Annotated in this window: 19 protein-coding genes and 1 pseudogene; 19 read left to right on the top strand and 1 reads right to left on the bottom strand. The window is 70.6% G+C overall.

The window, feature by feature from the left end; genetic code table 11:
* Positions 1-58: 58 nt before the first annotated feature.
* The 3 genes and pseudogenes from thrS to ACIA8K_RS04535 all read left to right on the top strand — a co-directional run.
* Positions 59-2,068, top strand: a pseudogene (gene thrS / locus ACIA8K_RS04545) (threonine--tRNA ligase); the annotation flags it as partial.
* A gap of 330 nt (positions 2,069-2,398) precedes the next feature.
* Positions 2,399-3,442 (top strand): pectinesterase family protein, encoded by a 1,044-nt coding sequence (locus tag ACIA8K_RS04540; RefSeq protein ID WP_396054906.1) that lies wholly within the window; start codon positions 2,399-2,401, stop codon positions 3,440-3,442.
* Between the two features lie 86 nt (positions 3,443-3,528).
* Positions 3,529-3,984 carry an HIT family protein gene (locus ACIA8K_RS04535; protein WP_396055640.1) on the top strand — a complete coding sequence of 152 codons (456 nt, stop codon included), beginning with the start codon at positions 3,529-3,531 and terminating at the stop codon, positions 3,982-3,984.
* Positions 3,985-5,056: 1,072 nt separating this feature from the next.
* Here the strand turns inward: ACIA8K_RS04535 and ACIA8K_RS04530 are convergent.
* On the bottom strand, positions 5,057-7,201 hold the full coding sequence (locus ACIA8K_RS04530; RefSeq protein WP_396054904.1) for an elongation factor G-like protein EF-G2: 2,145 nt from the start codon (positions 7,199-7,201) through the stop codon (positions 5,057-5,059).
* A gap of 234 nt (positions 7,202-7,435) precedes the next feature.
* Here ACIA8K_RS04530 and pgsA point away from each other — a divergent pair, with 234 nt between their 5' ends.
* From pgsA to ruvB, 16 genes are all read left to right on the top strand, one after another.
* Positions 7,436-8,068 (top strand): phosphatidylinositol phosphate synthase, encoded by a 633-nt coding sequence (gene pgsA, locus ACIA8K_RS04525; protein ID WP_396054902.1) that lies wholly within the window; start codon positions 7,436-7,438, stop codon positions 8,066-8,068.
* Entirely contained in the window at positions 8,065-8,964 is a 900-nt protein-coding gene (locus ACIA8K_RS04520) for a phosphatidylinositol mannoside acyltransferase (RefSeq protein WP_396054900.1), read from the top strand. Before pgsA ends, ACIA8K_RS04520 begins: the two co-directional genes overlap by 4 nt.
* A 10-nt stretch (positions 8,965-8,974) precedes the next feature.
* The gene (locus ACIA8K_RS04515; RefSeq protein ID WP_396054898.1) at positions 8,975-10,117 is read left to right on the top strand and encodes a glycosyltransferase family 4 protein; all 1,143 of its coding nucleotides are present in this window, start codon (positions 8,975-8,977) and stop codon (positions 10,115-10,117) included.
* A gap of 5 nt (positions 10,118-10,122) precedes the next feature.
* Complete coding sequence (locus ACIA8K_RS04510) at positions 10,123-10,725, top strand: hypothetical protein (protein ID WP_396055638.1); 603 nt, start codon at positions 10,123-10,125, stop codon at positions 10,723-10,725.
* Between the two features lie 190 nt (positions 10,726-10,915).
* On the top strand, positions 10,916-11,824 hold the full coding sequence (pdxS, locus tag ACIA8K_RS04505) for a pyridoxal 5'-phosphate synthase lyase subunit PdxS (protein ID WP_396054896.1): 909 nt from the start codon (positions 10,916-10,918) through the stop codon (positions 11,822-11,824).
* The gene (gene pdxT, locus ACIA8K_RS04500) at positions 11,821-12,429 is read left to right on the top strand and encodes a pyridoxal 5'-phosphate synthase glutaminase subunit PdxT (protein ID WP_396054894.1); all 609 of its coding nucleotides are present in this window, start codon (positions 11,821-11,823) and stop codon (positions 12,427-12,429) included. The genes pdxS and pdxT overlap by 4 nt, the downstream gene beginning before the upstream one ends.
* 230 nt (positions 12,430-12,659) lie before the next feature.
* Positions 12,660-13,418, top strand: a complete 759-nt coding sequence (locus tag ACIA8K_RS04495; protein ID WP_396054892.1) for a YebC/PmpR family DNA-binding transcriptional regulator — start codon at positions 12,660-12,662, stop codon at positions 13,416-13,418.
* A gap of 1,028 nt (positions 13,419-14,446) precedes the next feature.
* Positions 14,447-15,181 (top strand): hypothetical protein, encoded by a 735-nt coding sequence (locus ACIA8K_RS04490; RefSeq protein ID WP_396054890.1) that lies wholly within the window; start codon positions 14,447-14,449, stop codon positions 15,179-15,181.
* 436 nt (positions 15,182-15,617) lie between these two features.
* Positions 15,618-16,799 (top strand): sensor histidine kinase, encoded by a 1,182-nt coding sequence (locus tag ACIA8K_RS04485; protein WP_396054888.1) that lies wholly within the window; start codon positions 15,618-15,620, stop codon positions 16,797-16,799.
* Positions 16,796-17,461 (top strand): LuxR C-terminal-related transcriptional regulator, encoded by a 666-nt coding sequence (locus ACIA8K_RS04480; RefSeq protein ID WP_396054886.1) that lies wholly within the window; start codon positions 16,796-16,798, stop codon positions 17,459-17,461. The genes ACIA8K_RS04485 and ACIA8K_RS04480 overlap by 4 nt, the downstream gene beginning before the upstream one ends.
* 268 nt (positions 17,462-17,729) lie before the next feature.
* Entirely contained in the window at positions 17,730-18,809 is a 1,080-nt protein-coding gene (locus ACIA8K_RS04475; protein WP_396054884.1) for a DUF1996 domain-containing protein, read from the top strand.
* A gap of 110 nt (positions 18,810-18,919) precedes the next feature.
* Complete coding sequence (locus tag ACIA8K_RS04470) at positions 18,920-20,521, top strand: MFS transporter (RefSeq protein ID WP_396054882.1); 1,602 nt, start codon at positions 18,920-18,922, stop codon at positions 20,519-20,521.
* Between the two features lie 101 nt (positions 20,522-20,622).
* Positions 20,623-21,240, top strand: a complete 618-nt coding sequence (locus tag ACIA8K_RS04465; RefSeq protein ID WP_396054880.1) for a TetR-like C-terminal domain-containing protein — start codon at positions 20,623-20,625, stop codon at positions 21,238-21,240.
* Between the two features lie 86 nt (positions 21,241-21,326).
* Positions 21,327-21,902 (top strand): crossover junction endodeoxyribonuclease RuvC, encoded by a 576-nt coding sequence (gene ruvC, locus ACIA8K_RS04460; protein ID WP_396054878.1) that lies wholly within the window; start codon positions 21,327-21,329, stop codon positions 21,900-21,902.
* Positions 21,899-22,501: a Holliday junction branch migration protein RuvA gene (gene ruvA / locus ACIA8K_RS04455; protein ID WP_396054876.1), complete on the top strand. Its 603-nt coding sequence runs from the start codon at positions 21,899-21,901 to the stop codon at positions 22,499-22,501. The genes ruvC and ruvA overlap by 4 nt, the downstream gene beginning before the upstream one ends.
* Positions 22,498-23,547: a Holliday junction branch migration DNA helicase RuvB gene (gene ruvB, locus ACIA8K_RS04450; protein WP_396054874.1), complete on the top strand. Its 1,050-nt coding sequence runs from the start codon at positions 22,498-22,500 to the stop codon at positions 23,545-23,547. Before ruvA ends, ruvB begins: the two co-directional genes overlap by 4 nt.
* Positions 23,548-23,689: the final 142 nt, after the last annotated feature.

Genomic DNA, 23,689 nt, shown 5'->3' with positions numbered 1-23,689 from the left:
GTGCCGCCCGCAGCGATAGCATCGGAGGGTTGTTCCTCAACCGATCGGAGATCACACCGTGTCCGCACCGACATCGAAGCCCGCTGAGACGGACCACGTCGTCGTCCCGGCCGGGACGACGGCGGCCGACGCGGTGGCGGCGATCGGCCTCCCCCTCGCCGGCCCGAAGGCGATCGTCGTGGTCCGCGACGAGCACGGCAGACTGCACGACCTGGACTGGTCCGCCGACCACGAGTCGGTGATGATCCCGATCCCGCTCGACTCGCCGGACGGGCTCAACGTGCTGCGCCACTCGACCGCGCACGTGCTGGCACAGGCCGTGCAGACGCTCTTCCCGGAGGCGAAGCTCGGCATCGGGCCGTACATCCGGGACGGCTTCTACTACGACTTCGACGTGGCCAAGCCGTTCACGCCGGACGATCTCAGCAAGATCGAGAAGAAGATGCAGGAGATCATCAAGAGCAACCAGCGGTTCCGCCGCCGGGAGTTCACCTCGATCGAGCAGGCGCGGGAAGAACTGGCCAACGAGCCGTTCAAGCTGGAGCTGGTCGGTGAGGCAGGCGCCGGTGGCTTCGACGCCGACGAGATCATGGAGGTCGGCGGCGGCGAGCTGACCATCTACGACAACCTCGACGCGTCAGGCGAGAAGGTCTGCTGGGGCGACCTCTGCCGCGGCCCGCACCTGCCCAACACCCGGCTGATCGGCGCGTTCAAGCTGATGCGCTCGGCCGCCGCCTACTGGCGCGGCAGCGAGAAGAACCCCCAACTGCAGCGGGTGTACGGGACGGCGTGGCCGACCCGGGACGCGCTCAAGGCGTACCAGAAGCTGCTCGAGGAGGCGGCCCGCCGCGACCACCGCAAGCTCGGCGCGGAGCTGGACCTCTTCTCCTTCCCCGACGAGATCGGCTCCGGCCTGGCGGTCTTCCACCCCAAGGGCGGCATCATCCGGCGCGAGATGGAAAACTACTCGCGCGAGCGGCACGAGGCGGCCGGCTACTCGTTCGTGAACACGCCGCACATCACCAAGGGCAGTCTCTTCGAGACCTCAGGGCACCTGCAGTGGTACGCGGACGGCATGTTCCCGCCCATGGAGGTCGAGGGCGCGGACTACTACCTCAAGCCGATGAACTGCCCGTTCCACAACCTGATCTTCCGTTCGCGCGGGCGATCGTACCGTGAGCTGCCGTTGCGGCTCTTCGAGTTCGGGTCGGTCTACAGGTACGAGAAGTCCGGCGTGATCCACGGCCTGACCCGGGTGCGCGGCATGACGCAGGACGACGCGCACATCTACTGCACGCCGGAGCAGATGGGCGACGAGCTGAAGTCGCTTCTCACGTTCGTCATCGAGTTGCTGCGCGACTACGGCCTTGACGACTTCTACCTGGAGCTGTCCACGCGCAACCCGGAGAAGTCAGTCGGCACCGACGAGAACTGGGACCGGGCCACCGAGGCGCTGCGGATCGCGGCCGAGGACTCCGGCCTGGACCTGGTGCCGGACCCGGGCGGCGCCGCGTTCTACGGCCCGAAGATCTCGGTCCAGGCGAAGGACGCGATCGGGCGTACCTGGCAGATGTCCACAATCCAGGTCGACTTCAACCTGCCGGAGCGCTTCAACCTGGAGTTCGCCGCGTCGGACGGCACCCGCCAGCAGCCCGTCATGATCCACCGCGCGCTGTTCGGCTCGATCGAGCGCTTCTTCGGCGTGCTCACCGAGCACTACGCGGGCGCGTTCCCGGCCTGGCTCGCGCCGGTGCAGGTGGTCGGCATCCCGATCCGCGAGGACCACGCCCCCTACCTGGAGGGCTTCGTCTACCTGCTCAAGGCCGCGGGCATCCGCGCCGAGCTGGACGCCGGCGACGACCGGATGCAGAAGAAGATCCGCACCGCCCAGCAGCAGAAGATCCCGTTCATGGTGCTGGCCGGGGACGAGGACGTGGCCGGCCAGACCGTCTCGTTCCGCTACCGGGACGGCTCCCAGCGGAACAATGTGCCGCTCGACGAGGCGGTCCGGCACGTCTCCGACATCGTCAGGTCCCGCACCAATGTGCCGCCGTCCGCGACTCCGGTGGAAGAGGTCGCGGCGCCGGACACCAGCGCGGCGGACCTGGAGGAGCGGACGATGCAGGAGGTGACGGCGCTCGCCAACCAGGCGGCCGCCAAGCACGCGCAGTAGGACTTCCGGGAAAGGGGGCCTCCGGGCCCCCTTTTTCGTGCGTGTGCCGGGCTTGCAACAAAGCTGCACATCGATGTCGTTGACCCGGTCGCGGGCGCACGTTAGCGTTCGTCTCACGCTGCGGAAAGCGCTTTCCAAGGCGGCTCCATGTGACATTCACCGCCCGCTCGACGGCGCCGCGTTCGCCCGGCGCGGCGTCGGAGCGGCCACGCCGAGGAGCACACCATGCGCCGACGGACCCTCTTCGCCGCGACCGGCGCCGGCGCGCTGGCGGCGGTCACCGGAGCCGCACCCGCCCAGGCCCGTACCCCGGCCGCGGCTGACCCGGCCGCCCGGCCGGTCTGCCGGACCGTCGTGCCCGGCGACAGCATCCAGGCCGCGATCGACGCGGTCGTCCCCGGTCAGCCCACCACGATCCTGATCAGGCCCGGGACGTACCGCGGGCAGGTGATCATTCCGGCCGACAGGCCGTTCCTGACCCTGATCGGGCTCGGCAGGCGGCCGTCCGATGTGGTGATCGTCGACGACCGGGCCAACGGCACGCCGAACCCGGCGACCGGCGGCACCTGGGGCACCTCCGGCAGCGCGTCCGTGACCATCTCGGCGAGCGATCTGACCGCCCGCAACCTGACCTTCGCGAACGCGTTCGACGAGGCCGCGCACCCGGAGTTCACCGGGCACCAGGCGGTCGCGGTGCTGACCCGCGGCGACCGGCTGATCTTCGACGGCGTGGCGTTCCTCGGCAACCAGGACACGCTCTACGTGAACAGCCCGGCCGCCACCACGATCTCCCGCGCCTACTTCCGGGACTGCTACGTCGAGGGCGACGTCGACTTCATCTTCGGGCGCGGCACCGCGGTCTTCGCGCGCTCGCACGTCCACTCGACGAACCGCTCCATGGGCTACGTGACCGCGGCCAGCACCGACGTCGCCAACCCGCACGGCCAGCTCTTCACGCGCTGCCGCTTCACCGGCGACGCGCCGGCCGGCACGGTCTACCTGGGCCGCCCGTGGCACCCGAGCAACGACCCGAACGCTATCGGCCAGACGGTCATCCGGGACTCGTACCTGGGCGCGCACATCCGGGTCGACACGCCGTGGAGCGACTTCGGCACCTGGCCGTGGACCGAGGCCCGTTACGCCGAGTGGCACAACTACGGCCCCGGCGCCGCGGTGAACGACAACCGGCCGCAGCTGACCTCCCCGAACGGCTACGATCCGCGCACGTTCCTGGCCGGCACGGATGGCTGGAACCCGGTCAGCGCCTAGTATCGGAGTCCGTGGGAGATACCGCGATAAGTCCCGCCGTGACCGGGGAGCCCGACTCCCTCGACCGCCTCTGGACGCCGCACCGGATGACGTACATCGCAGGTCAGGAGCATCCGGCCGAGGGCTGCGCGTTCTGCCAGGCACCGGAGCTGCCCGAGCCGGACAGCCTTGTGGTCGCACGCGGCACGCTTGTCTACGCCGTGCTCAACCTGTACCCGTACAACCCGGGGCACCTGCTCATCTGCCCTTACCGGCACCTGCCGGACTACACGGGCCTCACGGTCGAGGAGACGGCGGAGCTGGCGGCGTTCACCCAGACCGCGATGCGCGTCATCCGCGCGACAAGCAGCGCGCACGGCTTCAACATCGGCATGAACCAGGGCGCGATCGCCGGGGCCGGCATCGCTGCCCACCTGCACCAGCACGTTGTGCCGCGGTGGGGCGGCGACGCCAACTTCATGCCGATCGTCGGCCGCACCAAGATCCTGCCCCAGCTGCTCACCGAGACGCGCGACCTGCTGACCGCCGCCTGGCCCACCTGAGACCACGATCCAGTTCCAGTTCCAGTTCCAGTTCCAGTTCCTTTTCCCGCTTCCGGCGTGGTGCGGCCCGCAAGCTCCCGCGGGCCAACCTCGCTGAGGGCAAAGTCTCCGCTGGCGCTCCGCTTTCCCCTCCGCATCGGAGCCGGTTCCGCCGCTGGTCACCCCAAACCCGCCGCCGCCGTCGCAGGTCCCGTCCCCCGCCGCGACCTCCGGATCGCGAACGGTCTCCGAACCCCGGCGGCGGGCGCCCGGATCTGCCTTCGTGCTTCCGCTCGGGCGGTCCTGCATCGAATTCTCGCGCCGCTGGTCCTCCATCGGGTCTCGCTCTGTCGGGCCTCGCTCCGACGGTTCTCCGCGGAGAGTGATCGACGCCGGAGCCTCGGATGGCGCCGTGACCGCTTCCTGGTGATTTGCCCTGCCGCAGCCGCCACTGGAGTCTCAAGGGGCGGCTTCGCGAGCCCGATGCGAGCTGATCAAGCATGAGATCGAGAAGCATCAACCGCTGACATGAACGCTAGGCACGTAATGATGCGCTTATTACGTGGCTAGCGTTCATGTCGGCAACGTCACTCCTCGTGCTGCCTCGACATAAACCGAAATTTCGGGCGCGGCGGGCCCTCTTCGAGCCCCGGTCCCGCCTACGTCGCTTACCGGCGGCGGTGATGGATAGGCGTGGAGCGCAGCAGGGCTTCCGGCGAGGCTTGCGGGACAGCAGGAAGGCAATCCAGCTAGCCTCCTAGGAAGCCCGGATCCGACGCGGCCGAGAGTGTGCCCCGGGCGCCTGGCCCGCAACGACTCCCGCGCATCGGTGCGCACTTCCGCGACCACCCCACAACCGGCGCCGCGTCAGTTGGGCGGGATCGGTGATGTGAGCGCAGAGTTTCGGTCACCACCCCCGGACCGGAGGCCACGACGGGCCGCACCAGGCACCGACCGGAGACCGTCGCGGCCCGCACCCGCACTGCGGACGGTCCGCGCTGCGACGGCCCGCACCCGCGCGGAAACGGGAAAGGAACGTGGCTTGAAAGGCGACGGCCCGGGACGTAGCGGTCCCGGGCCGTGAAGTGCGGGGTTAGGACGGGGCGTGCTCCTTCTTCACCGCGTCGGCCAGGTGCGCGGGCATCTGGTCGTAGCGGGCGAACTCCCGGCCGAACGTGCCGGCGCCGGAGGTCATCGAGCGCAGCTCGACGGCGTACCGGACCAGCTCGGTGGCGGGGACCTCGGCGCGGATCAGCGTGCCGTCGCCGTCCGGGTCCGACTCGCTGCCCTGCACCCGGCCGCGCCGGCCGGACAGGTCGCTCATCACGGCGCCGACGTAGGCGTCCGGGACGCGGATGGTGACCTCGTCGACCGGTTCGAGAAGCGTGATCGCGGCCTTCTCGGCGGCGTCGCGGAGCGCGAGCCCACCTGCGGTCTGGAACGCGGCGTCGGACGAGTCGACGCTGTGCGCCTTGCCGTCGACGAGCGTGACGCGCAGGTCGACGATCGGGTAGCCGGCCGCGATGCCGCGCTCCATCTGGGCGCGCACGCCCTTCTCCACGGACGGGATGTAGTTGTGCGGGACGGACCCGCCGACCACCCGGTCCACGAACTCGAAGCCGCTCCCGGCCGGCAGCGGCTCGACGGTGATGTCGCAGACCGCGTACTGGCCGTGGCCGCCGGACTGCTTGACGTGCCGGCCGTGGCCCTGCGCGGGCCCGGCGAACGTCTCCCGGAGCGCGACCCGGACCGGCTCGGTGTCCAGATCGACGCCGCCGGTACGCAGCCGGTCGAGCACCACGTCCGCGTGCGCCTCGCCCATGCACCAGAGCACCAGCTGGTGCGTGTCCGGGTTGCGCTCGAGCCGCAGCGTGGGGTCGCCGGCGACGAGCCGGCCGAGGTTCTTCGCAAGCGCGTCCTCGTCGGAGCGGGACTTGGCGACGACCGCGACCGGCAGCAGCGGCTCCGGCATGTCCCACGGCTCGACGAGCAGCGGCAGGTCCTTGGTGGAGATGGTGTCGCCGGTCTCCGCGCTGCCGGACTTGGTGATCGCGCAGATGTCGCCGGCGATGCACGAGGTGACCTCGCGGAGCGCGGTGCCGAGCGGGGAGTAGATGTGCGCGACCCGCTCGTCCGCGTCATGGTCCGGGTGGCCGCGGGAGGCGAGGCCGTGCCCGGAGACGTGCACCACCTTCTCCGGCGTGAGTGTGCCGGAGAACACCCTGACCAGCGACACGCGGCCGACGTGCCGGTCGATCGTGGTCTTGACCACCTCGGCGACGAGCGGGCCGTCCGGGTCGCAGGTGAGCGGCTCACGGGCGGAGCCGTCCAGGCCTGTGACAGTGGGCAGGTCGTGCTCGAGCGGGGACGGGAACGCCTTGGTGAGCAGCTCAAGCAGCACGTCCAGGCCGACCCGGTCCGGCGCGCAGACCGGGACGACCGGGTAGAAGTGGCCGCGGGCGACCGCACGCTCCAGGTCCGCGATGAGCACGTCGACGTCGATCTGCTCGCCGGCCAGGTAGCGGTCCATCAGCGTCTCGTCCTCGGACTCCGCGATGATGCCCTCGATCAACTCGTTCCGGGCCTCCTCGATCGCGCCGAAGTGCTCTGGGTCCGGCGCGCGGACCTCGGCCGGATACCCGTTCGTGTAGTCGTAGATCCGCTGGGTGATCAGGCCCATCAGGCCCGTCACGTTCTCGCCGTCGTCGTCGAGCATCGGCAGGTAGAGCGGCAGCACGTTGTCGCTGAAGACCCGCTGGCAGAGCGCCACGGTCTCGTCGAGGTCGGCGCGCGGGTGGTCGAGCCGGGTGACCGCGACCGCCCGGGGCATGCCGACGGCGGCGCACTCCGCCCACAGCGCGGCAGTGGCCGCGTCCATGCCGTCGACCGAGGAGACCACGAAGAGCGCGGCGTCGGCGGCGCGCAGCCCGGCGCGCAGCTCACCGACGAAGTCCGCGTACCCGGGCGTGTCGAGCAGGTTCACCTTGATGCCGTCGTGGATCAGCGGCGCGCAGGCGAGCGTGACGGAACGCTGCTGCCGTATCGCGGCCGGGTCCTGATCGCAGACCGTGGTGCCGTCGGTCACACTGCCGGTGCGGGTCACCGTGCCGGTCGCGGCAAGCAGCGCCTCGACAAGCGTGGTCTTGCCGGCGCCGGAGTGTCCGACGAGCACCACGTTGCGTACCCTGCCGGGCTCGTCCACCACCGGCGCAGTGCTTTCCTGTGTCTTCTGCGCCATGATCGGCGCACCTCCCTAGGGTCGTTTCGTGCCCCGTCGCGTAGAGGCGACGGCGATGATCCCCTAACAGGCATCCGTGCCGCCGCTAACAGCCTGCAGTTTCGCAAGGTGATACGGGTCACGTTGCCTGATGTGACAGGCCGGTGGCAACCCGTAGGCAAACGTCCGTCCATGCGTCGGCTATCCGCGCGTGCAGTGTCGCGCTGAGCGACGTGTCGCTATGGTGGGACGGCCATGGCAAAGATCCTCTCGGTCTCGGCGCGCGCCGGGATGGCTCACATCATCGAACCGATCAGTCGCGTCCTGCTGCGCGTGGGCGTCACGCCCAACGCGGTGACGGTCGCGGGCACGATCGGCGTGGTCTTCGGCTCCGTCTTCTTCGGCACCCGAGGCCACTTCATCATCGGTGGCATCTTCGTCACCGTCGCCTGCCTCACCGACATGATCGACGGCACGATGGCCCGGCTGCGCCCGGGGCCGAACGGGAAGTTCGGCGCCTTGCTCGACTCGAGCATGGACCGGGTCGCGGACGCCGCGATCTTCGGTTCGCTCGTCTACTGGTTCGGCGTGCACGACGACTGGACCACCGCGACGGTTGCGCTTGTCTGCCTTGTCGCGAGCGTCCTGGTCTCGTACGTGAAGGCGCGGGCCGAGGGCCTCGGTTTCACCTGCAACGTCGGCCTGGTGGAGCGGTCCGAGCGCCTGATCGGCATCGGCCTCGGCGCGGCGACCACAGGCTTCGGCGTGCTCTGGGGCCTGCAGGCGGTGATCTGGATCCTCGCGGTCCTGTCGATCGTCACGGCCTGGCAGCGCCTCCGCCATGTCTACAAGCAGGACCAAGCGGCGTTGAGCGAGACAGTCGCATGAGCGGTTTCGCCGAGTTCGGCTTCCGCGCCGGGTGGAAGGTCGTCTCCTGGCTGCCGGAGCGGGTCGCCGTCGCGGTCTTCCACGCGGGCGCGGATCGGGCCACCCGCAAACGCGGCAAGGGCGTCGAGCGGCTGCGCGCCAATCTGCGCCGGGTCAAGCCCGACATATCCGATTCAGAACTCGACGCGCTGGTCAAGCAGGGCATGCGGTCCTACGCCCGCTACTGGATGGACACGTTCCGGCTGCACACCTTCTCCCGGGCGGACCACCTGCGCCGATTCCGCTTCGACGGTGAGGACGTGCTGGCCCGGATCGCCGAGCAGGGCGGCGGCGTGATCCTGGCGCTGCCGCACGGCGGCAACTGGGAGGCGGCCGGCGCCTGGGCTGCCAACGGCCACGGCTGGAAGCTGATAACCGTCGCCGAGCGGCTCAAACCGGAGGGCGTCTACCAGCAGTTCCTGGCGTTCCGCCGTGCGCTCGGCATGGAGATCATCCCGACCAGCGGCGCCGAGCGGGCCCCGCTCGACCTGCTCGCCGAGAAGCTCCGCGACGGCTACATCGTGCCGCTGCTCGCCGACCGTGACCTCTCCAAGCGCGGCGTGGACGTGGAGTTCTTCGGCGGGCGTGCCCGCATGCCCGGCGGCCCCGCGCTGCTCGCGCTGCGCACCGGCGCCCCGCTCTACGCGGTGCCGATGTGGAACGATCCGGACGGCGTCGCCCACGGCCGGTTGGTCGGCCCGATCCCGGTGCCCGCGGAGGGCACCACTGAGGAGCGGGTGCGGCACCTGACCCAGGAGATCGCGGACCGGCTCGCGGCAGGCATCGCGGAGCACCCGGAAGACTGGCACATGCTGCAACGCGTGTGGGTCGACGAACCCGCGCAAGCGTCGGTCTGAGGGGGTACGAGTGCGGATCGGCATCGTGTGCCCGTACTCCTTCGACGTACCCGGCGGCGTGCAGAACCACGTGATGGACCTGGCCGAGGCGTTGATCAGCCTCGGGCACGAGGTGAGCGTGCTGGCCCCGGCGGACGAGGACTCCGCGCTGCCGCCCTACGTGGTGGCGGCCGGGCGGGCGGTGCCGTTGCCGTACAACGGGTCGGTCGCGCGCATCTCGTTCGGGCCGGTCTCCACGGCCCGGGTCCGGCGCTGGCTGGCCCGCGGCCACTTCGACGTGCTGCACGTGCACGAGCCGCTCACGCCGAGCCTGTCGCTGCTGGCCGTGCTCTCCGCGACCGGCCCGGTGGTGGCCACGTTCCATACCGCGATGACCAGGTCCCGCGCGCTCGCGGCCGTACAGAACGTGTTGCAGATCGTGCTTGAGCGGGTCACCGCGCGGATCGCGGTGAGCGCGCTGGCCCGCCGTGTGCAGGTCGAGCACCTGGACGGCGGCGCGGTCGAGATCCCGAACGGCGTGGCCGTGGCCAAGTTCGCCGACGCACGGCCGCTTGACGGCTGGCCCGGCGAGGGCGGCGCGATAGGTTTCCTGGGCCGGTTCACCGAGTCGCGCAAGGGGTTCCCGATCCTGCGCGAGGCGTGGGTGGCGCTGGCCCGCACGCGTCCCGGGCTGCGGCTACTCGTGGCCGGACCGGGCGACATGTCAGATTTAACAGCCGATATTCCGGCGGACCTACGAGACCGGGTCACGTTCCTCGGGCTGATCTCCGAGCAGGACAAACCTCGCATGTTACGCAGCGTGGATGTCTACGTGGCGCCGAACACCGGCGGCGAGTCGTTCGGCATGATCCTCACCGAGGCGATGGCCGCCGGCGCCGCAATCGTCGCCAGCGACCTCGACGCGTTCCGCCGGGTGGTCGACAACGGCCGGGCCGCGGTGCTCTTCCCGGTCGGCGACGCGACCGCGCTGGAGCACGCGCTGGCCGGCCTGCTCGACGACCCCGCCCGCCGCGCCGAGCTATCCGCGCACGCCCGCCGCGCGGTCGACGCGTTCGACTGGCCGTCCGTCGCCCGCCGCGTCCTCGAGGTCTACGAGACCGCGATCGAAGCCACCGGCGGACGCGTGCTGGAAGTCCCGCCGGTGATCGAGTGACCACGATGCCAAGCATGTGGTGGTGGGCCGGCCTCGCCACCTCGGTCATGCTCCTCGCCGTCTATCTCATCTGGACCGAGCGCCGGGTCGAGCGCCTGCACGCGCGCGCCGAGTCGGCCGCCGCCGCGCTCGACGCCCACCTGCTCCGCCGGGCCGCGGCCGCCGCCGTGCTCGCCGAGCAGCTCGACATGGTCGAGCTGTACGCGGCCGCGCACATCGCGATCGACGCCGGCTCCACGATCAAGGGCGCCGTCCAGGATCGGGACGCGGCCGCCGAGCTGGACGCGGACACCGGCGACCGGGAAGCCGCGGAGAACGACCTCACCCGCCAGCTCCGCCGCCTCCCGCCGGCCGCGGAGCTCGCGGTCCTCGAGCCGGTCATCGCGGCCAGCCGCCGCGTCGCGCTCGCCCGCCAGGTCTACACGGACTCGGTCCGCGACGCCCTGATCAACCGCGACCGCCCGCTGGTCCGGGTGCTCGGCATGGCCCGCGCCCACGAACGGCCGCGCTACTTCGACATCGACGAGCCGACGCTGACGCCGTCGCTGACCGAGCCGCCGCGCCAGCTCGCGCCGCAGGACACACCGACCCCGCGCGTGACTTTCTAAAAGGCAGATCTACCCACCTGGGCGGTTGGTGGCGACCCGCACGCTCCCGCGGGCCGCCGGTTCCGCCGCTGGTCGCGATCAGAGCCCTGGCGGTCTTGGCGCAGGCCACCGGGGGTCGAATTGGCCGTCGGTTCGGCAACCACTCGCGCGTACGCTTCCCGTGGTCAACCCGACTCCCGAGGAGCGTCCCGTGTCCGACACAGAAACCCCAGGTCAGCCCGGCACCGGCAGCGCCCGCGTGAAGCGCGGCATGGCCGAGATGCTCAAGGGCGGCGTGATCATGGACGTGGTCACGGCGGAGCAGGCCAAGATCGCGGAGGACGCCGGGGCCGTGGCGGTCATGGCACTGGAACGCGTGCCGGCCGACATCCGCGCCCAGGGCGGCGTGTCCCGGATGAGCGACCCTGACATGATCGAGAGCATCATCGCGACCGTGTCGATCCCGGTCATGGCGAAGGTGCGGATCGGCCACTTCGTCGAGGCGCAGGTGCTGCAGTCGCTCGGCGTCGACTACATCGACGAGTCCGAGGTGCTCACCCCGGCCGACTACGCGAACCACATCGACAAGTGGGCGTACACGGTGCCGTTCGTCTGCGGCGCGACAAACCTGGGCGAGGCGCTGCGCCGAATCACCGAGGGCGCCGCCATGATCCGCTCCAAGGGCGAGGCCGGCACCGGCGACGTCTCCAACGCGACCACGCACATGCGGAAGATCCGTGGCGAGATCAAGCGGCTCACCTCGCTGCCCGAGGACGAGCTCTACGTCGCCGCGAAGGAACTGCAGGCGCCGTACGACCTGGTCAAAGAGGTCGCCGAGACCGGCAAACTCCCGGTCGTGCTGTTCACCGCGGGCGGCATCGCCACGCCCGCCGACGCCGCGATGATGATGCAGCTCGGCGCGGAGGGCGTCTTCGTCGGCTCCGGCATCTTCAAGTCCGGCAACCCCGCACAACGCGCCGCCGCAGTGGTCAAGGCGACCACGTTCTACGACGACCCGGACGTGATCGCGAAGGTCTCCCGCGGCCTCGGCGAGGCAATGGTCGGCATCAACGTCGACGACATCCCGGTGCCGCACCGCCTCCAGGAGCGGGGCTGGTGAGCAGCGACCTGACGATCGGCGTCCTCGCCCTGCAGGGCGACGTCCGGGAGCACCTGTCCGCGCTCGCCGAGTGCGACGCGCTCGCCCGCCCGGTCCGCCGCCCCGCGGAACTCGACTCGGTCGACGCCCTGGTCATCCCGGGCGGCGAGTCCACCACCATCTCCAACCTGGCCGCCGAGTTCGGCCTCTTCAAGCCGCTGCAAAAAAGGATCAACGGCGGCATGCCGGTGTACGGGTCCTGCGCCGGCATGATCCTGCTGGCCGGGACCGTGCTCGACGGGCGCCCCGACCGCCCCTCGTTCGGCGGCATCGACATGACGGTGCGGCGCAACGCGTTCGGCAGGCAGATCGACTCGTTCGAGGCCGCGGTTCAGCTCGACGGCATCGACGGCGACCCGTTCCACGCGGTCTTCATCCGCGCGCCGTGGGTCGAGGAGGTCGGCCCGGACGCGCAGGTGCTGGGCCGCGTCACGTCCGGTGCGGCCGCCGGTAGGATTGTTGCGGTTCAGCAGGGGCACCTGCTCGCCACCGCCTTCCACCCTGAACTCACGGGTGATCTCCGGGTGCACAGGTACTTCGTTGAGCTTGCGAGACGGAGCGGCTAGCGCATCGTCGAGCTTGCTAGACGGGAGCGGCTAGCGCGGCGTCGGGCTTGCGAGACGGAGCGGCTAGCGCGGCGTCGGGCTTGCCAGACGAAGCGGCTAACTGCATCGTCGGGCTTGCTAGACGGAGCAGCTAGCGCAGCGTCGGGCTTGCGCGACGATGCGGCTGGCACGACGTCGAGATGGCGTGGGGCGGGCATTAGTTAGACAGACGCGACTACGGGAGGCATGTGATGTCCGGCCACTCCAAGTGGGCAACCACCAAGCACAAGAAGGCCGTCGTCGATGCCAAGCGTGGCAAGATGTTCGCCAAGCTAATCAAGAACGTGGAGGTCGCGGCCCGCACCGGCGGCGGCGACCCGGCCGGCAACCCGACGCTCTTCGACGCCATCCAGAAGGCGAAGAAGAGCTCGGTGCCGAACGACAACATCGACCGCGCGGTCAAGCGCGGCTCCGGCCTGGAGGCCGGCGGCGCCGACTGGCAGACGCTCATGTACGAGGGCTACGGCCCGAGCGGCGTCGCCCTCCTGATCGAGTGCCTGACCGACAACCGCAACCGCGCCGCGACAGAGGTGCGTACCGCGCTGACCCGCAACGGCGGCAACCTCGCCGACGCCGGCTCGGTGGCCTACATGTTCTCCCGCAAGGGCGTGGTCATCGTCCCGAAGACCGACGGTCTCACCGAGGACGACCTGCTCATGTACGTGATCGACGCCGGCGCCGAAGAGGTCAACGACATCGGCGAGGCCTTCGAGATCGTTTCCGAGCCCACCGACATGCCCGCCGTGCGCTCCGCCCTCCAGGACAACACAATCGAGTACGACTCGGCCGACTCCAACTTCGTCGCCTCGGTCAACGTCCCCCTCGACGAGGAGGGCGCCCGCAAGATCTTCAAACTGATCGACGTCCTCGAGGACTGTGACGACGTCCAGAACGTCTTCGGCAACTTCGACATCCCCGACGACGTCATGGCCGCCCTCGACGAGGAGTGACCGCCCGCCCCGCACGTAGCTGATCCCTCGGCCCACACGCCGGGGGATCATCCACATCCGGGCCCAGGCACATTCGCCCACTTCCCGCTTCCCGCTTCCCGCTTCCCGCTCGTGCGATTGAGTGATGCTGCGGCTGGCCGCTTCATCCGAGACCGGCGATCCGCGTGGCAGCCGCCAGATTCCGGGAGCTGAAGTCCACCTGATAGGACTCAAGATCCTTGCGGCTCTGGTGGCCCTTTCCGACTCCTTCAAAGGGCCACCATAGCCGCAAGGATCTTCAATCACTCCTGGCGATCTTGTGGTCATGAAGATTCATGCGGCAGCCGCCCGGACACAGTTTCCGCTGCCACACCTTTCGTGATGGTGTCTTGTCCGCGGTTCCGCCACGTGGTCTTGTCCGCGGCTTCGCCAGGGAGTCTTGTTCCGCGTTTCCGTCACGGGGTCTTGTTCCGCGGCTTCGCCAGGGGTTCTTGTTCCGGGTTTCCGCCAGGCGGCTCTTGCTCCGCGGCTCCGCCGGGCGGCTCTTGTTCTGCGGTTCCGTCGCGCGGCTCTTGTTCCGGGTTTCCGCCGGGCGGCTCTTGTTCCGGGTTTCCGCCGGGCGGCTCTTGTTCCGGGTTTCCGCCGGGCGGCTCTTGCTCCGCGGCTCCGCCGGGCGGCTCTTGCTCCGCGGCTCCGCCGGGCGGCTCTTGCTCCGCGGCTCCGCCGGGCCGCTCTTGTTCTGCGGTTCCGTCGCGCGGCTCTTGTTCCGCGGTTCCGCCAGGCGGCCCCTTGCTCTGCGGCTCCGCCAGGGGTTCTCGTTTCGCGTTTCCGTCACGTGGCCTTGCTCGGCGGTTCCGTCACGCGGCTTCCGGTGATGCGGCGGGTGGCGTTTGCACCGGAGTTCTTCGCCCGCGTGTGGAGGGCTGCGGGCCCAGCGCGCTGAGCTGCTGGAGAAGGCTCTCTCGGTGTGCCGGACGTAGGGTCGTTAAGATCCCGCTTTGACCCGGCGGGCTCGCGCCGGTGGCAACCCAGCGGTGAGGCGGCACAGCGTGCAGGCAGCAGCGGAGACGACCCGGCCCCGGTGGGGGCGCTATGCCGCGCTCGCCGTCGCGGTCGGCGTGGTCACCGTGGCCGTGCCGCCGCTGATCGCCCCACCCGACGAGCCGGCGCTCCCGGCCGCCGCGTCCCAGCCGCCATCGGTGGTCACGTCGCAGCCCGCGAGTCCCGGTCCGGTTCTGAGTTCGAGTCCCAGTCCCAGCCCGAGTGCGAGTGCACCCGCGTCGCCGAGTACGAGTTCCGGTCCGGCCGGATGCGTGGCGGCGGGTTCCTCCCCGCGGCCCGCGTGTGCCGCCTACACCACCGCACTCGGCTCCGGCTGGACGGCCGAGGGCGTCGGCGTCAAGGTGGTCCCGGCCGGCCTGGTACCTGGCACCGAGATCGTGGCGCTCCGGGTCGAACCCAAGGAGAAGACCGCGTCGGTTTCGCTGATTGCGTCCGAGCCGTTCACCGTCGCCGACGGCACCGTGCTTAAGCTGCGGATCTACGGCGGGCGCCTGCACGGTACGGTCGCCCGGCTCGCGCTCTCCCCGACGACGGCGTTTTCCCACGACCGCCCTGCCACGCTGAACGCGCCGGTCGACGAGTGGGTCTCGTTCACTGTCCCGGTCGCGGACCTGCTTCCCACCGGCGGCCCGATCCGGCGCATCGACCTGGAGATCGCCACCGAGGCCGTGCCCAACGCCTACCGCTTCTTCATCGACGATGTCGCCTTCACATCGCCATGACCAGGGCCGTCCTACGAAAGCGGCCAGGGCCGCGCCACGAAAACGGTCGGACCCGTGCGCACCGGTCGGCCCATGGGCCTGGACCGCGCTGCGAACGGGCCGGGTCGTGCAGCAGGGTCGCGTTGTATGGCGGGCCGCGCTGCGAACGGGCCGTGTCGTGCAGCGGGATCGCGTTGTATGGCGGGCCGCGCTGCGAACGGGCCGTGTCGTGCAGCAGGATCGCGTTGCATGGCGGGCCGCGTCGTGAATGGGCCACGTCGATCACGCGGCCGTGGCCGGCCGGTGGGCAGGATCGTGTCGTGAACGGGGCCACGTCGAAAGGGCTGCGGCGTGGCCTGGGCGCGCCGTGGGACGCAGGGTCGAACCGTGAACAGGGCTGCGCCGTGATCAGGGGCTGCGCCCTGATCAGGGGCTGCGCCGTGATCAGGACAGCGCCGTGAACAGGAACGACGGCCAGCTTGTCGCTCCCGCCGCGATCGCCCGCGCGGTGCTGCTCGGCCGCGCGGTCGTGACGGTGACCGCGGCCGCCGCCGGCGTGCTGCTGGTCGCGGAGCGCTGGCGGGTGGCTGCCGTGATCGTGCTGGTCGTGGTGTCGACCGCGGCGCAGGTCGCGGTGCTCACCCGGCGGCCTGGTGCGCTGGTCCGGCATCCGTGGCCGGCCCTGCTCGCCGACCTGCTGGTAGCCGGCGGCGTCCTCGCGCTGAGTCGTGGCGGCATGGCGTTCTTCTGCTACTCGGCGGGTGCGGCCGCGCTTGGCGGCGCGCTGCTCGGGATGCGGGCGCTGCCGCTCTGGGTGGGGCAGGCCGCGCTCGGGTTCGGGGCCGCCGCGGTCCTGCTGCGGCAGAGCCGCCCGTCGCCGGAGGTTACCGCGTTCGTGGCCGCGTTCCCGGTGCTCGGTCTGCTGGCCGGCGTCGGTGCGACAGTGGCGACCGCCGCCCTGGTCCGCTACGTGGAGTTGACCGTCGCGGTGGTCGCCTCCGCGCAGCGTTCCGCCGCCGCGTCCGAGCGGGCCCGGCTGGCCCGTGAGCTGCACGACTCGGTGGCGAAGACGTTGCGTGGCGTCTCGTTCGCCGCGGTCGCGCTGCCGCAGTCGCTGCGCCGCCACCCCGCGCTGGCCGAGCAGTTGGCCGACACGGTGTCCCGCGGTGCCGAGGTTGCGGCCCGGGAGGCGCGCGAGCTGATGGAGGGTCTGCGTGCCGACGATCCGGGCCAGGATTTCGGGTTCGGCGTGGCGCGTGCCTGCCGGGACTGGGAGCTTCGCACCGGCGTCCGGACCCAGGTCCGGATCGATGACGTCGACCCGCCGTTGGAGACCCGCTATGAGCTGCTTCGCATTCTGCGTGAGGGCCTGGTCAACGTGGAGCGTCACGCGCGGGCGTCCCGGGTGTGGGTGCAGGTCACCGCACATCCGGGCGAGGTCGAGCTGACTGTGGCCGACGACGGCATCGGATTCGCCGCCGGAGATCTGGACGCGCTGCGGGCCGCCGGACATCTCGGCCTGGTCGGCGTGCACGAGCGGGCCGGCGGCGTGGGTGGCGCGGCCGAGATGCTCTCGGCACCTGGCGAGGGCTCTCTTCTCCGCGTCCGTGCACCGCTGCCCACCGGGTTCACCGCATGATCCGGGTACTTGTGGTGGACGACAATCCGATCATCCGGGATGCGCTCCGGGCGCACCTGGATGCGTCAGGCGTCGCGCTTGTGGTGGGCGAGGCCGGTGATGGCAGGTCCGCGCTCGACGCGGCGCGCCGGTTGCGCCCGCATGTGACGTTGCTTGATTACCGCATGCCGATCGCCGACGGGCTGTCGATCGTGGCTGAGCTGGCCCGGCTGACCGCGGTCCTGACGCTGACGAGCGACGACAGCGACGTGGTGGTCCGGGAGATGTTGCGTGGCGGCGCCCGCGGCTATCTGGTGCACGGCGATTTCGACCCGGCCGAGCTGGTGCGGGCGGTGAGCGTGGTGGCGTCCGGGCGCAGTTGGCTGTCGCCGACCGCTGCCACAGTGGCCGCCGAGTCGCTGCGCCGGGCGCAGGAGGCGGCCGAGGCCGGGGCGCGCGCAGATCAACGGCATCAGGCGACCCGGCGGGGGTACGGGTTGACCCGCCGCGAACAGGACGTGCTGCACCTGGTCGCCGAGGGCCTGGCGAACGTGGTGATCGCGGAGCGTCTGGGCCTCACCGAGAAAACCGTCAAGAACCACCTGCACGCCGTCTTCGCCAAGCTCGGCGTCCGCAACCGCACCGAGGCCGTCCTTCGCTGGCAGGGCCGTCAGCACACCTGACGCCGCGCGAACTGTCAGTGGGTTTCGCTCTGGGCCGGCGCCGCGCGGGAGTGGAAGGGAGGAGCCCCTGGGCGACGACCGGTGCCCGCGGGAGCGTGCGGGCCGCAACCACCCGCAGAGCGGGAAAGCCGCTTTAAAGCCTGTGAACTTTCCTTGATTCTCGTCTGGGACTTTCGGCTCAGGAAATGGGGCTTCGCCGGATCTAGCGTGCTGGTGGCTGGATCCGTTGCCGGGTGCGGCCTCGATGCCCGTCTGCCGGAAGGAAGCCGTGATATCCCAACGCCTGAGCCGCCTGGTGCCGGTCGTGGCGCTTGCGCTGGCGGTGAGTGCCTGTGGCGTGACCACAGTTCCGACCGCGGGTGGATCGTCGGCGCCCGCGCTGGTGCTGCCGACCTGCGTGCCCGCGGGCTATGAGACGCCTGCGGCAGATGTCGGGTTCACGGCGCCGCCGTGTGTGCCGGCGACGACCGCCGCGCCGTCCGCGCCTGCCTCGACGACTCCTGGGGCGACCACTCCGGCGGCGCCCGCACCAGGGGGGACCGCGCCGACGGCGACCACTCCGGTGAGTGTGCCGACGTTCGCCGGTAAGCCGCCGCAGGCGCAGTATCGGGAGGTGGCGGCGAACTGCACGATGACGCATCGGCGCAGTGACGATCCGATCGTCTTCCCGGGGCTGCCGGGGGCGTCGCATGAGCACACGTTCGTCGGGAATCCCAGCACTGACGCGTCGTCCACGCCGGAGAAGCTGATCGGCGGGAAGACGTCGTGTCAGGATCCGAAGGACGCGTCGTCCTACTGGTTCCCGACGCTGCTGCTCAACGGCGCGCCGGTGACGCCGCAGCAGGTGACGGTCTACTACAAGTCGGGCGTCGACGACTACCGGACCGTGCAGCCGTTCCCGGCCGGGTTCCGGCTGCTTGTCGGCAACGCGAAGGCGCCGGCCGGTGAGCAGTTCGGCGGCACGTGGAGCTGTGGTGGGGAGACCGGGACGCAGATCCCGGCGTCGTGCCCGGACGGGTCGTCGCTGATCGTCAGGTACAAGGCGCCGAGCTGCTGGGACGGCGTGCATCTGGACACGGCGGACCACAAGTCGCACATGGCGTGGCCGGTGAAGGGGGTCTGCCCGGCGGACCACCCGGTGCCGCTGCCGATGTTCGAGATGAAGGTTCCCTACAAGCTGCCGGGTGGTGTGACGAAGGGGCTTGTGTACGCGTCCGGCGCGGCGAACACGTTCCACTTCGACTTCATGAACGGGTGGGATCCGGCGCGGCAGGCCGAGGTCATCAAGCATTGCGTGAACGGCGGCCGGCAGTGCAACGGGACGGGGTACGACCAGCACAAGCCGTGACCGGGACCACTTATGATACGGAACGGTTCCGTATCGCAAAGGGGCGGCGTAGTCTCCTCGTTGGGATACGGGACCGTTCCGTATCGTATTTAGTCCTTGGGGGGACGCGGATGGATCCGCAGACCAATACCGGTCACCCGCGGCGCTGGGCCATTCTCGGCGTCCTCGTGGTCAGCCTGCTCGTGGTCGTGCTCGACAACACGATCCTCAACGTGGCGATCCGGGTGCTCGCCGACCCGAATGAGGGCCTCGGCGCCACTCAGGCCCAGCTCGAGTGGGCCGTCAACTCGTACACCCTGGTCTTCGCCGCGCTGCTGTTCAGCTTCGGCATCCTCGGCGACAGGTGGGGGCGCAAGCGCTTCCTGCTGTTCGGCCTGGCGATCTTCGGCCTCAGCTCGCTTGCCTCCGCTTACGCGCAGAGCCCGGAGCAGCTGATCGCGATGCGCGCGCTGATGGGTCTCGGCGGCGCGGCGATCATGCCGGTCACGCTCTCCATCATCTCGGTCGTCTTCGACCCGCGTGAGCGCGCCAAGGCGATCGGTCTCTGGGCCGGCTCGGTCGGCCTCGCGGTCGCGATCGGCCCGATCCTCGGCGGCTTCCTGCTCGAGCACTTCTGGTGGGGCTCGGTCTTCCTGATCAACGTCCCGATCGTCGTGCTCGGCATGGTGCTGATCGCGGTGCTGGTCCCGGAGTCGCGCAACCCGCACCCCGGCAAGATCGACCTGGTCGGCGTGCTGCTCTCCGTGGTCGGCCTGACCTCGCTCGTCTACGGCATCATCGACGGCGGCGAGAACGGCTTCGACCAGCCCGAGGTGTGGGCGTTCATCGTGGCCGGCGTGGCGGTACTGACCGGGTTCATCTTCTGGGAGCGGCACTACGAGTTCCCCTCGCTCGACGTGAAGCTGTTCCGCAACGGCCAGTTCTCCGCCTCGATCGCGTCCATCGGCCTGACGTTCTTCGCAAGCATGGGAACGTTCTTCTTCATGGCCTTCTACCTGCAGCTGGTGCGCGGCTACACGCCGCTGCAGACCGGCCTGCTGCTTCTGCCGTTCGCGGTGGCGCAGCTGGCGTTCGCCCCGCGCAGCGCCGCGATGGTGCACCGCTTCGGCGGCAAGGCCGTCTCCGTCACCGGCCTGGTGCTTGTCGGCCTGTCGCTGGTCGGCTTCATGACCGTCGGCGTGGACACCCCGATCTGGGTGGTCGCGGTGCTCTTCTTCGTCCAGGGCGCCGGCATGGCCAACATCATGCCGCCGGCCATGGAGGCGATCATGTCGACGCTGCCGCGTGAGCGGGCCGGTGTCGGCTCCGCGATCAGCAACACGATCCGGCAGGTCGCGGCCGCGCTCGGCATCGCGGTGCTCGGCTCAGTCCTGGCCGCGGTCTACCGCGCCCAGGTCGACGACGCACTCACCGGGCTGCCGGACGCCGCTCGCGAGGCGGCCTCCGAGTCGATCGCCGGCGCGTACGCGGTGGCTGCCCAGGCCGGTCCGCAGGGCGGCGCGCTCATCACGGCCGCGAACAGCGCGTTCGTGAACGCGATGCACACCTCCGCGCTCGGTGCGGCAGTGATCGTGCTGATCGGCGCGCTGGTCTCGCTCACCTGGCTGCCCGGCCGCCCGACCCGCGCGCCGGAGTCCACGGTCGAGCGGGTCCGCGAAGAGGTCGCCGAGGCCGGGGGAGACCCGGCCCTGGTGGACGCCGACAACCGCTGATGTCGCAGTGCCGGCGCCCGGACCTCTCAGGAGATCCGGGCGCCGGCCGCATCCGCAGAGTGGCGCTGGCCGATGGAAACAAGATCAAGGAGAATGGGTCCATGACACTCACCGCGCCGGACGTGCCGCGATCTCCCGAGCCACGCGCGCCGGGCCGTCCGCGGAGCAACCGGGCGGACGAGGCGATCATCGAGGCCACGCTCGACCTGCTGGCCGAGGGCGGCAGCATCGAGGCGCTCGCGATCGAGGCGATCGCCGCGCGGGCCGGCGTCGGCAAGGCGACCATCTACCGGCGCTGGGCCGGCAAGGAGGCGCTGTTGCACGACGCGCTCGTCCGGCTGAAGGCGCCGCCGGCGATGCCGGACACCGGTGACGTCCGCGAGGACCTGCTGGTGCTCGCGCGCGCGATCGGCCACAGCCGGGACCCGCGGGCCGCGAAGATCATGCCCTGCCTGATGCCCGAGGCGATGCGCAGCCCGGAGCAGTACGCGGCGTACCAGCAGATAGTGGAACCCCGCCGCCAGGTGATGCGCGACGTGCTGAACCGGGGCGTCGCACGCGGGCAGCTCCGCGCCGACCTGGACGTCGAGCTGACGATGAGCGCGATCACCGGCCCGCTGCTGATGCAGAAGCTGTTGCGCTGGAGCCCTCGCTTCGACGGCGACGAGACCTACCCCGAGAAGATCGTCGACCACGTGATGCGGTCGATCAAGGCCTGAGCGAGGCGTGTCGCCGTCGGCCCCGACGCACCGCCCCGCTAAGGTGTCGAACGTATGTGCGGCCAAGCTCGGGGAGGGGTGGGCGCGTGCGTGTGCTCGGCATCGACCCGGGACTGACGCGGTGTGGTGTGGGCGTGGTCGAGGGCGTGCCCGGCCGGCCGTGCACGCTCGTGGCGTACCACGTGGTCCGCACCGACCCCGACGACGCCCTGCCGCTGCGGCTGCTGCGCCTGGAGACCGAGCTGAACGCGCTGGTCGGGCGGTATGAGCCGGAGAGCGTCGCGGTCGAGCGGGTCTTCGCCCAGCACAACGTGCGCACCGTGATGGGCACCGCGCAGGCCAGTGCCGTCGCCGTGCTCTCCGGCGCCCGCCGCGGGATAGCCGTCGAGACGTACACGCCGAGCGAGGTCAAGGCCGCCATCACCGGCTCCGGAACCGCCGACAAGGCCCAGATGATCACCATGGTCCAGCGCCTGCTCCGGCTGGACGCGCCGCCGAAGCCCGCGGACGCCGCGGACGCGCTCGCGCTCGCCATCTGCCACGTCTGGCGAGGTGGTACCCGGGCCCGGGTGGCCGCCGCCGCGGCGAAGGTGGAGGCCGCGGTGCAGAAGAGCAAGACCGAGCAAGCCGCACGGGTACGCCAACGAGGAGGGCCCCGATGATCGCCAGCGTCCGCGGGAAGGTGCTGGCCGTCGCGCCGCAGACCGCCGTGATCGAGGTCGGCGGCGTCGGCATGGCCGTCCAGTGCAGCCCGAACACGCTTGCCGGCCTGCGCGTCGGCGAGGAGGCCCGGCTCGCCACCTCGCTCGTGGTCCGGGAGGACTCGCTCACGCTCTTCGGTTTCGCCGACGACGACGAGAAGCACCTGTTCGAGCTGCTGCAGACCGCGACCGGCGTGGGACCGCGCCTGGCGCAGGCCGCGCTCGCGGTGCACACGCCGGAAGTGCTGCGCCGGGCGATCGGCGGAGGCGACACCGCCACGCTCACCCGGGTGCCAGGGGTCGGCAAGAAGGGCGCGGAACGCCTGGTCCTGGAGCTGCGCGACAAGATCGGGCCGCTGCCGATCGGCGCGGACGGCGTCACCGGCCCGGACTCCGGCGCCTGGCAGGGGCAGGTCGGGCAGGCGCTGACCGGCCTCGGCTGGACGCAGAGCCAGGCCGACCAGGCCGTGGCCATGGTCGCGGAGACCGTCGAGGGGCCGACGCCGCCGGTGCCGCAGCTGCTCAAGCAGGCGATCCGGCTACTCGGTAAGACCCGATGACCGACGACGACGCGGTCGTCTCGGCCTACGCGTTGCCGGCCGAGCGGGAGGCCGAGGTAAGCGTCCGGCCGAAGCGGCTGGACGAGTTCATCGCGCAGCACCGGGTGCGCGACCAGCTCGACCTGCTGCTGAAGGGCGCGCTCGGCCGCGGCGCCCCGCCGGACCACATCCTGCTCTCCGGGCCGCCCGGCCTCGGCAAGACAACGCTTGCCAACATCGTCGCGGCGGAGCTCGGTGTCGGCATCCGTACCACGAGCGGCCCGGTGATCGAGCGGTCCGGCGACCTGGCCGCGATCCTCACCAGCCTCTCCGAGGGCGACGTACTGTTCATCGACGAGATCCACCGCATCGCGCGCCCGGCCGAGGAACTGCTCTACAGCGCGATGGAGGACTTCCGGGTCGACGTGATCGTCGGCAAGGGACCGGGCGCCACCGCGATCCCGCTTGACGTGGAGCCGTTCACGCTTGTCGGCGCCACCACCCGGTCCGGCCTGCTGACCGGCCCGATGCGCGACAGGTTCGGCTTCGTCGCGCACCTGGACTTCTACGACCCGGCCGACCTGGAGGCGCTGATCCGCCGCTCGGCCGGCATCTTCGGCGTCCCGATCACGGACGACGGCGCCGCCGAGATCTCCCGCCGCTCCCGGGGCACACCCCGCATCGCGAACCGGCTGCTGCGCCGGGTGCGCGACTTCGCTGAGGTGCGCGCGGACGGCGTGGTCACCCGCGACGTGGCCCGGGCCGCGCTCAAGGTCTACGACGTCGACGAGCTGGGCCTGGACCGGCTGGACAAGGCAGTCGTGCACGCGCTTGTGACGTCGTTCCGCGGCGGGCCGGTCGGCCTGTCGACGCTTGCAGTGGCCGTGGGTGAGCAGCCGGACACGGTCGAGGAGGTGTGCGAGCCGTTCCTGGTCAGGGCCGGGCTGCTTGCACGCACGCCGCGCGGCCGGGTCGCGACCGAGGCTGCCTGGCGCCACCTCGGCAAGACGCCGCCGGGCCCGATATCGCCGGGTCAGCCGGATCTGTTCTCCCGGGGCGGAGAGTGAGTCCGTCCACCCGTCCCTGCTCGCCGGATCGAGAATTGCTCAGTAATCATGGATCAACAGAGTGCACGCCCCTACACCGAGTTTTCAGTCACAGGGGCTACACTCGCCGCGATCCGATAGACATTAATCTGCCTCCCCGCCT

The sequence above is a fragment of the Catenuloplanes sp. NPDC051500 genome (assembly GCF_044454585.1).
Lineage (GTDB): Bacteria > Actinomycetota > Actinomycetes > Mycobacteriales > Micromonosporaceae > Catenuloplanes.
Note: the sequence above shows the minus strand (reverse complement) of the source record. Positions and strands in the feature narration are given on the sequence as shown.

Coding starts and splice junctions, on each gene's coding strand:
- ACIA8K_RS04540 (WP_396054906.1), top strand. CDS start 2,399: ATGCGCCGACGGACCCTCTTCGCCGCGACCGGCGCCGGCGCGCTGGCG.
- ACIA8K_RS04535 (WP_396055640.1), top strand. CDS start 3,529: ATGACGTACATCGCAGGTCAGGAGCATCCGGCCGAGGGCTGCGCGTTC.
- ACIA8K_RS04530 (WP_396054904.1), bottom strand. CDS start 7,201: ATGGCGCAGAAGACACAGGAAAGCACTGCGCCGGTGGTGGACGAGCCC.
- pgsA (WP_396054902.1), top strand. CDS start 7,436: ATGGCAAAGATCCTCTCGGTCTCGGCGCGCGCCGGGATGGCTCACATC.
- ACIA8K_RS04520 (WP_396054900.1), top strand. CDS start 8,065: ATGAGCGGTTTCGCCGAGTTCGGCTTCCGCGCCGGGTGGAAGGTCGTC.
- ACIA8K_RS04510 (WP_396055638.1), top strand. CDS start 10,123: ATGCCAAGCATGTGGTGGTGGGCCGGCCTCGCCACCTCGGTCATGCTC.
- ACIA8K_RS04495 (WP_396054892.1), top strand. CDS start 12,660: ATGTCCGGCCACTCCAAGTGGGCAACCACCAAGCACAAGAAGGCCGTC.
- ACIA8K_RS04480 (WP_396054886.1), top strand. CDS start 16,796: ATGATCCGGGTACTTGTGGTGGACGACAATCCGATCATCCGGGATGCG.
- ACIA8K_RS04470 (WP_396054882.1), top strand. CDS start 18,920: ATGGATCCGCAGACCAATACCGGTCACCCGCGGCGCTGGGCCATTCTC.
- ACIA8K_RS04465 (WP_396054880.1), top strand. CDS start 20,623: ATGACACTCACCGCGCCGGACGTGCCGCGATCTCCCGAGCCACGCGCG.
- ruvA (WP_396054876.1), top strand. CDS start 21,899: ATGATCGCCAGCGTCCGCGGGAAGGTGCTGGCCGTCGCGCCGCAGACC.
- ruvB (WP_396054874.1), top strand. CDS start 22,498: ATGACCGACGACGACGCGGTCGTCTCGGCCTACGCGTTGCCGGCCGAG.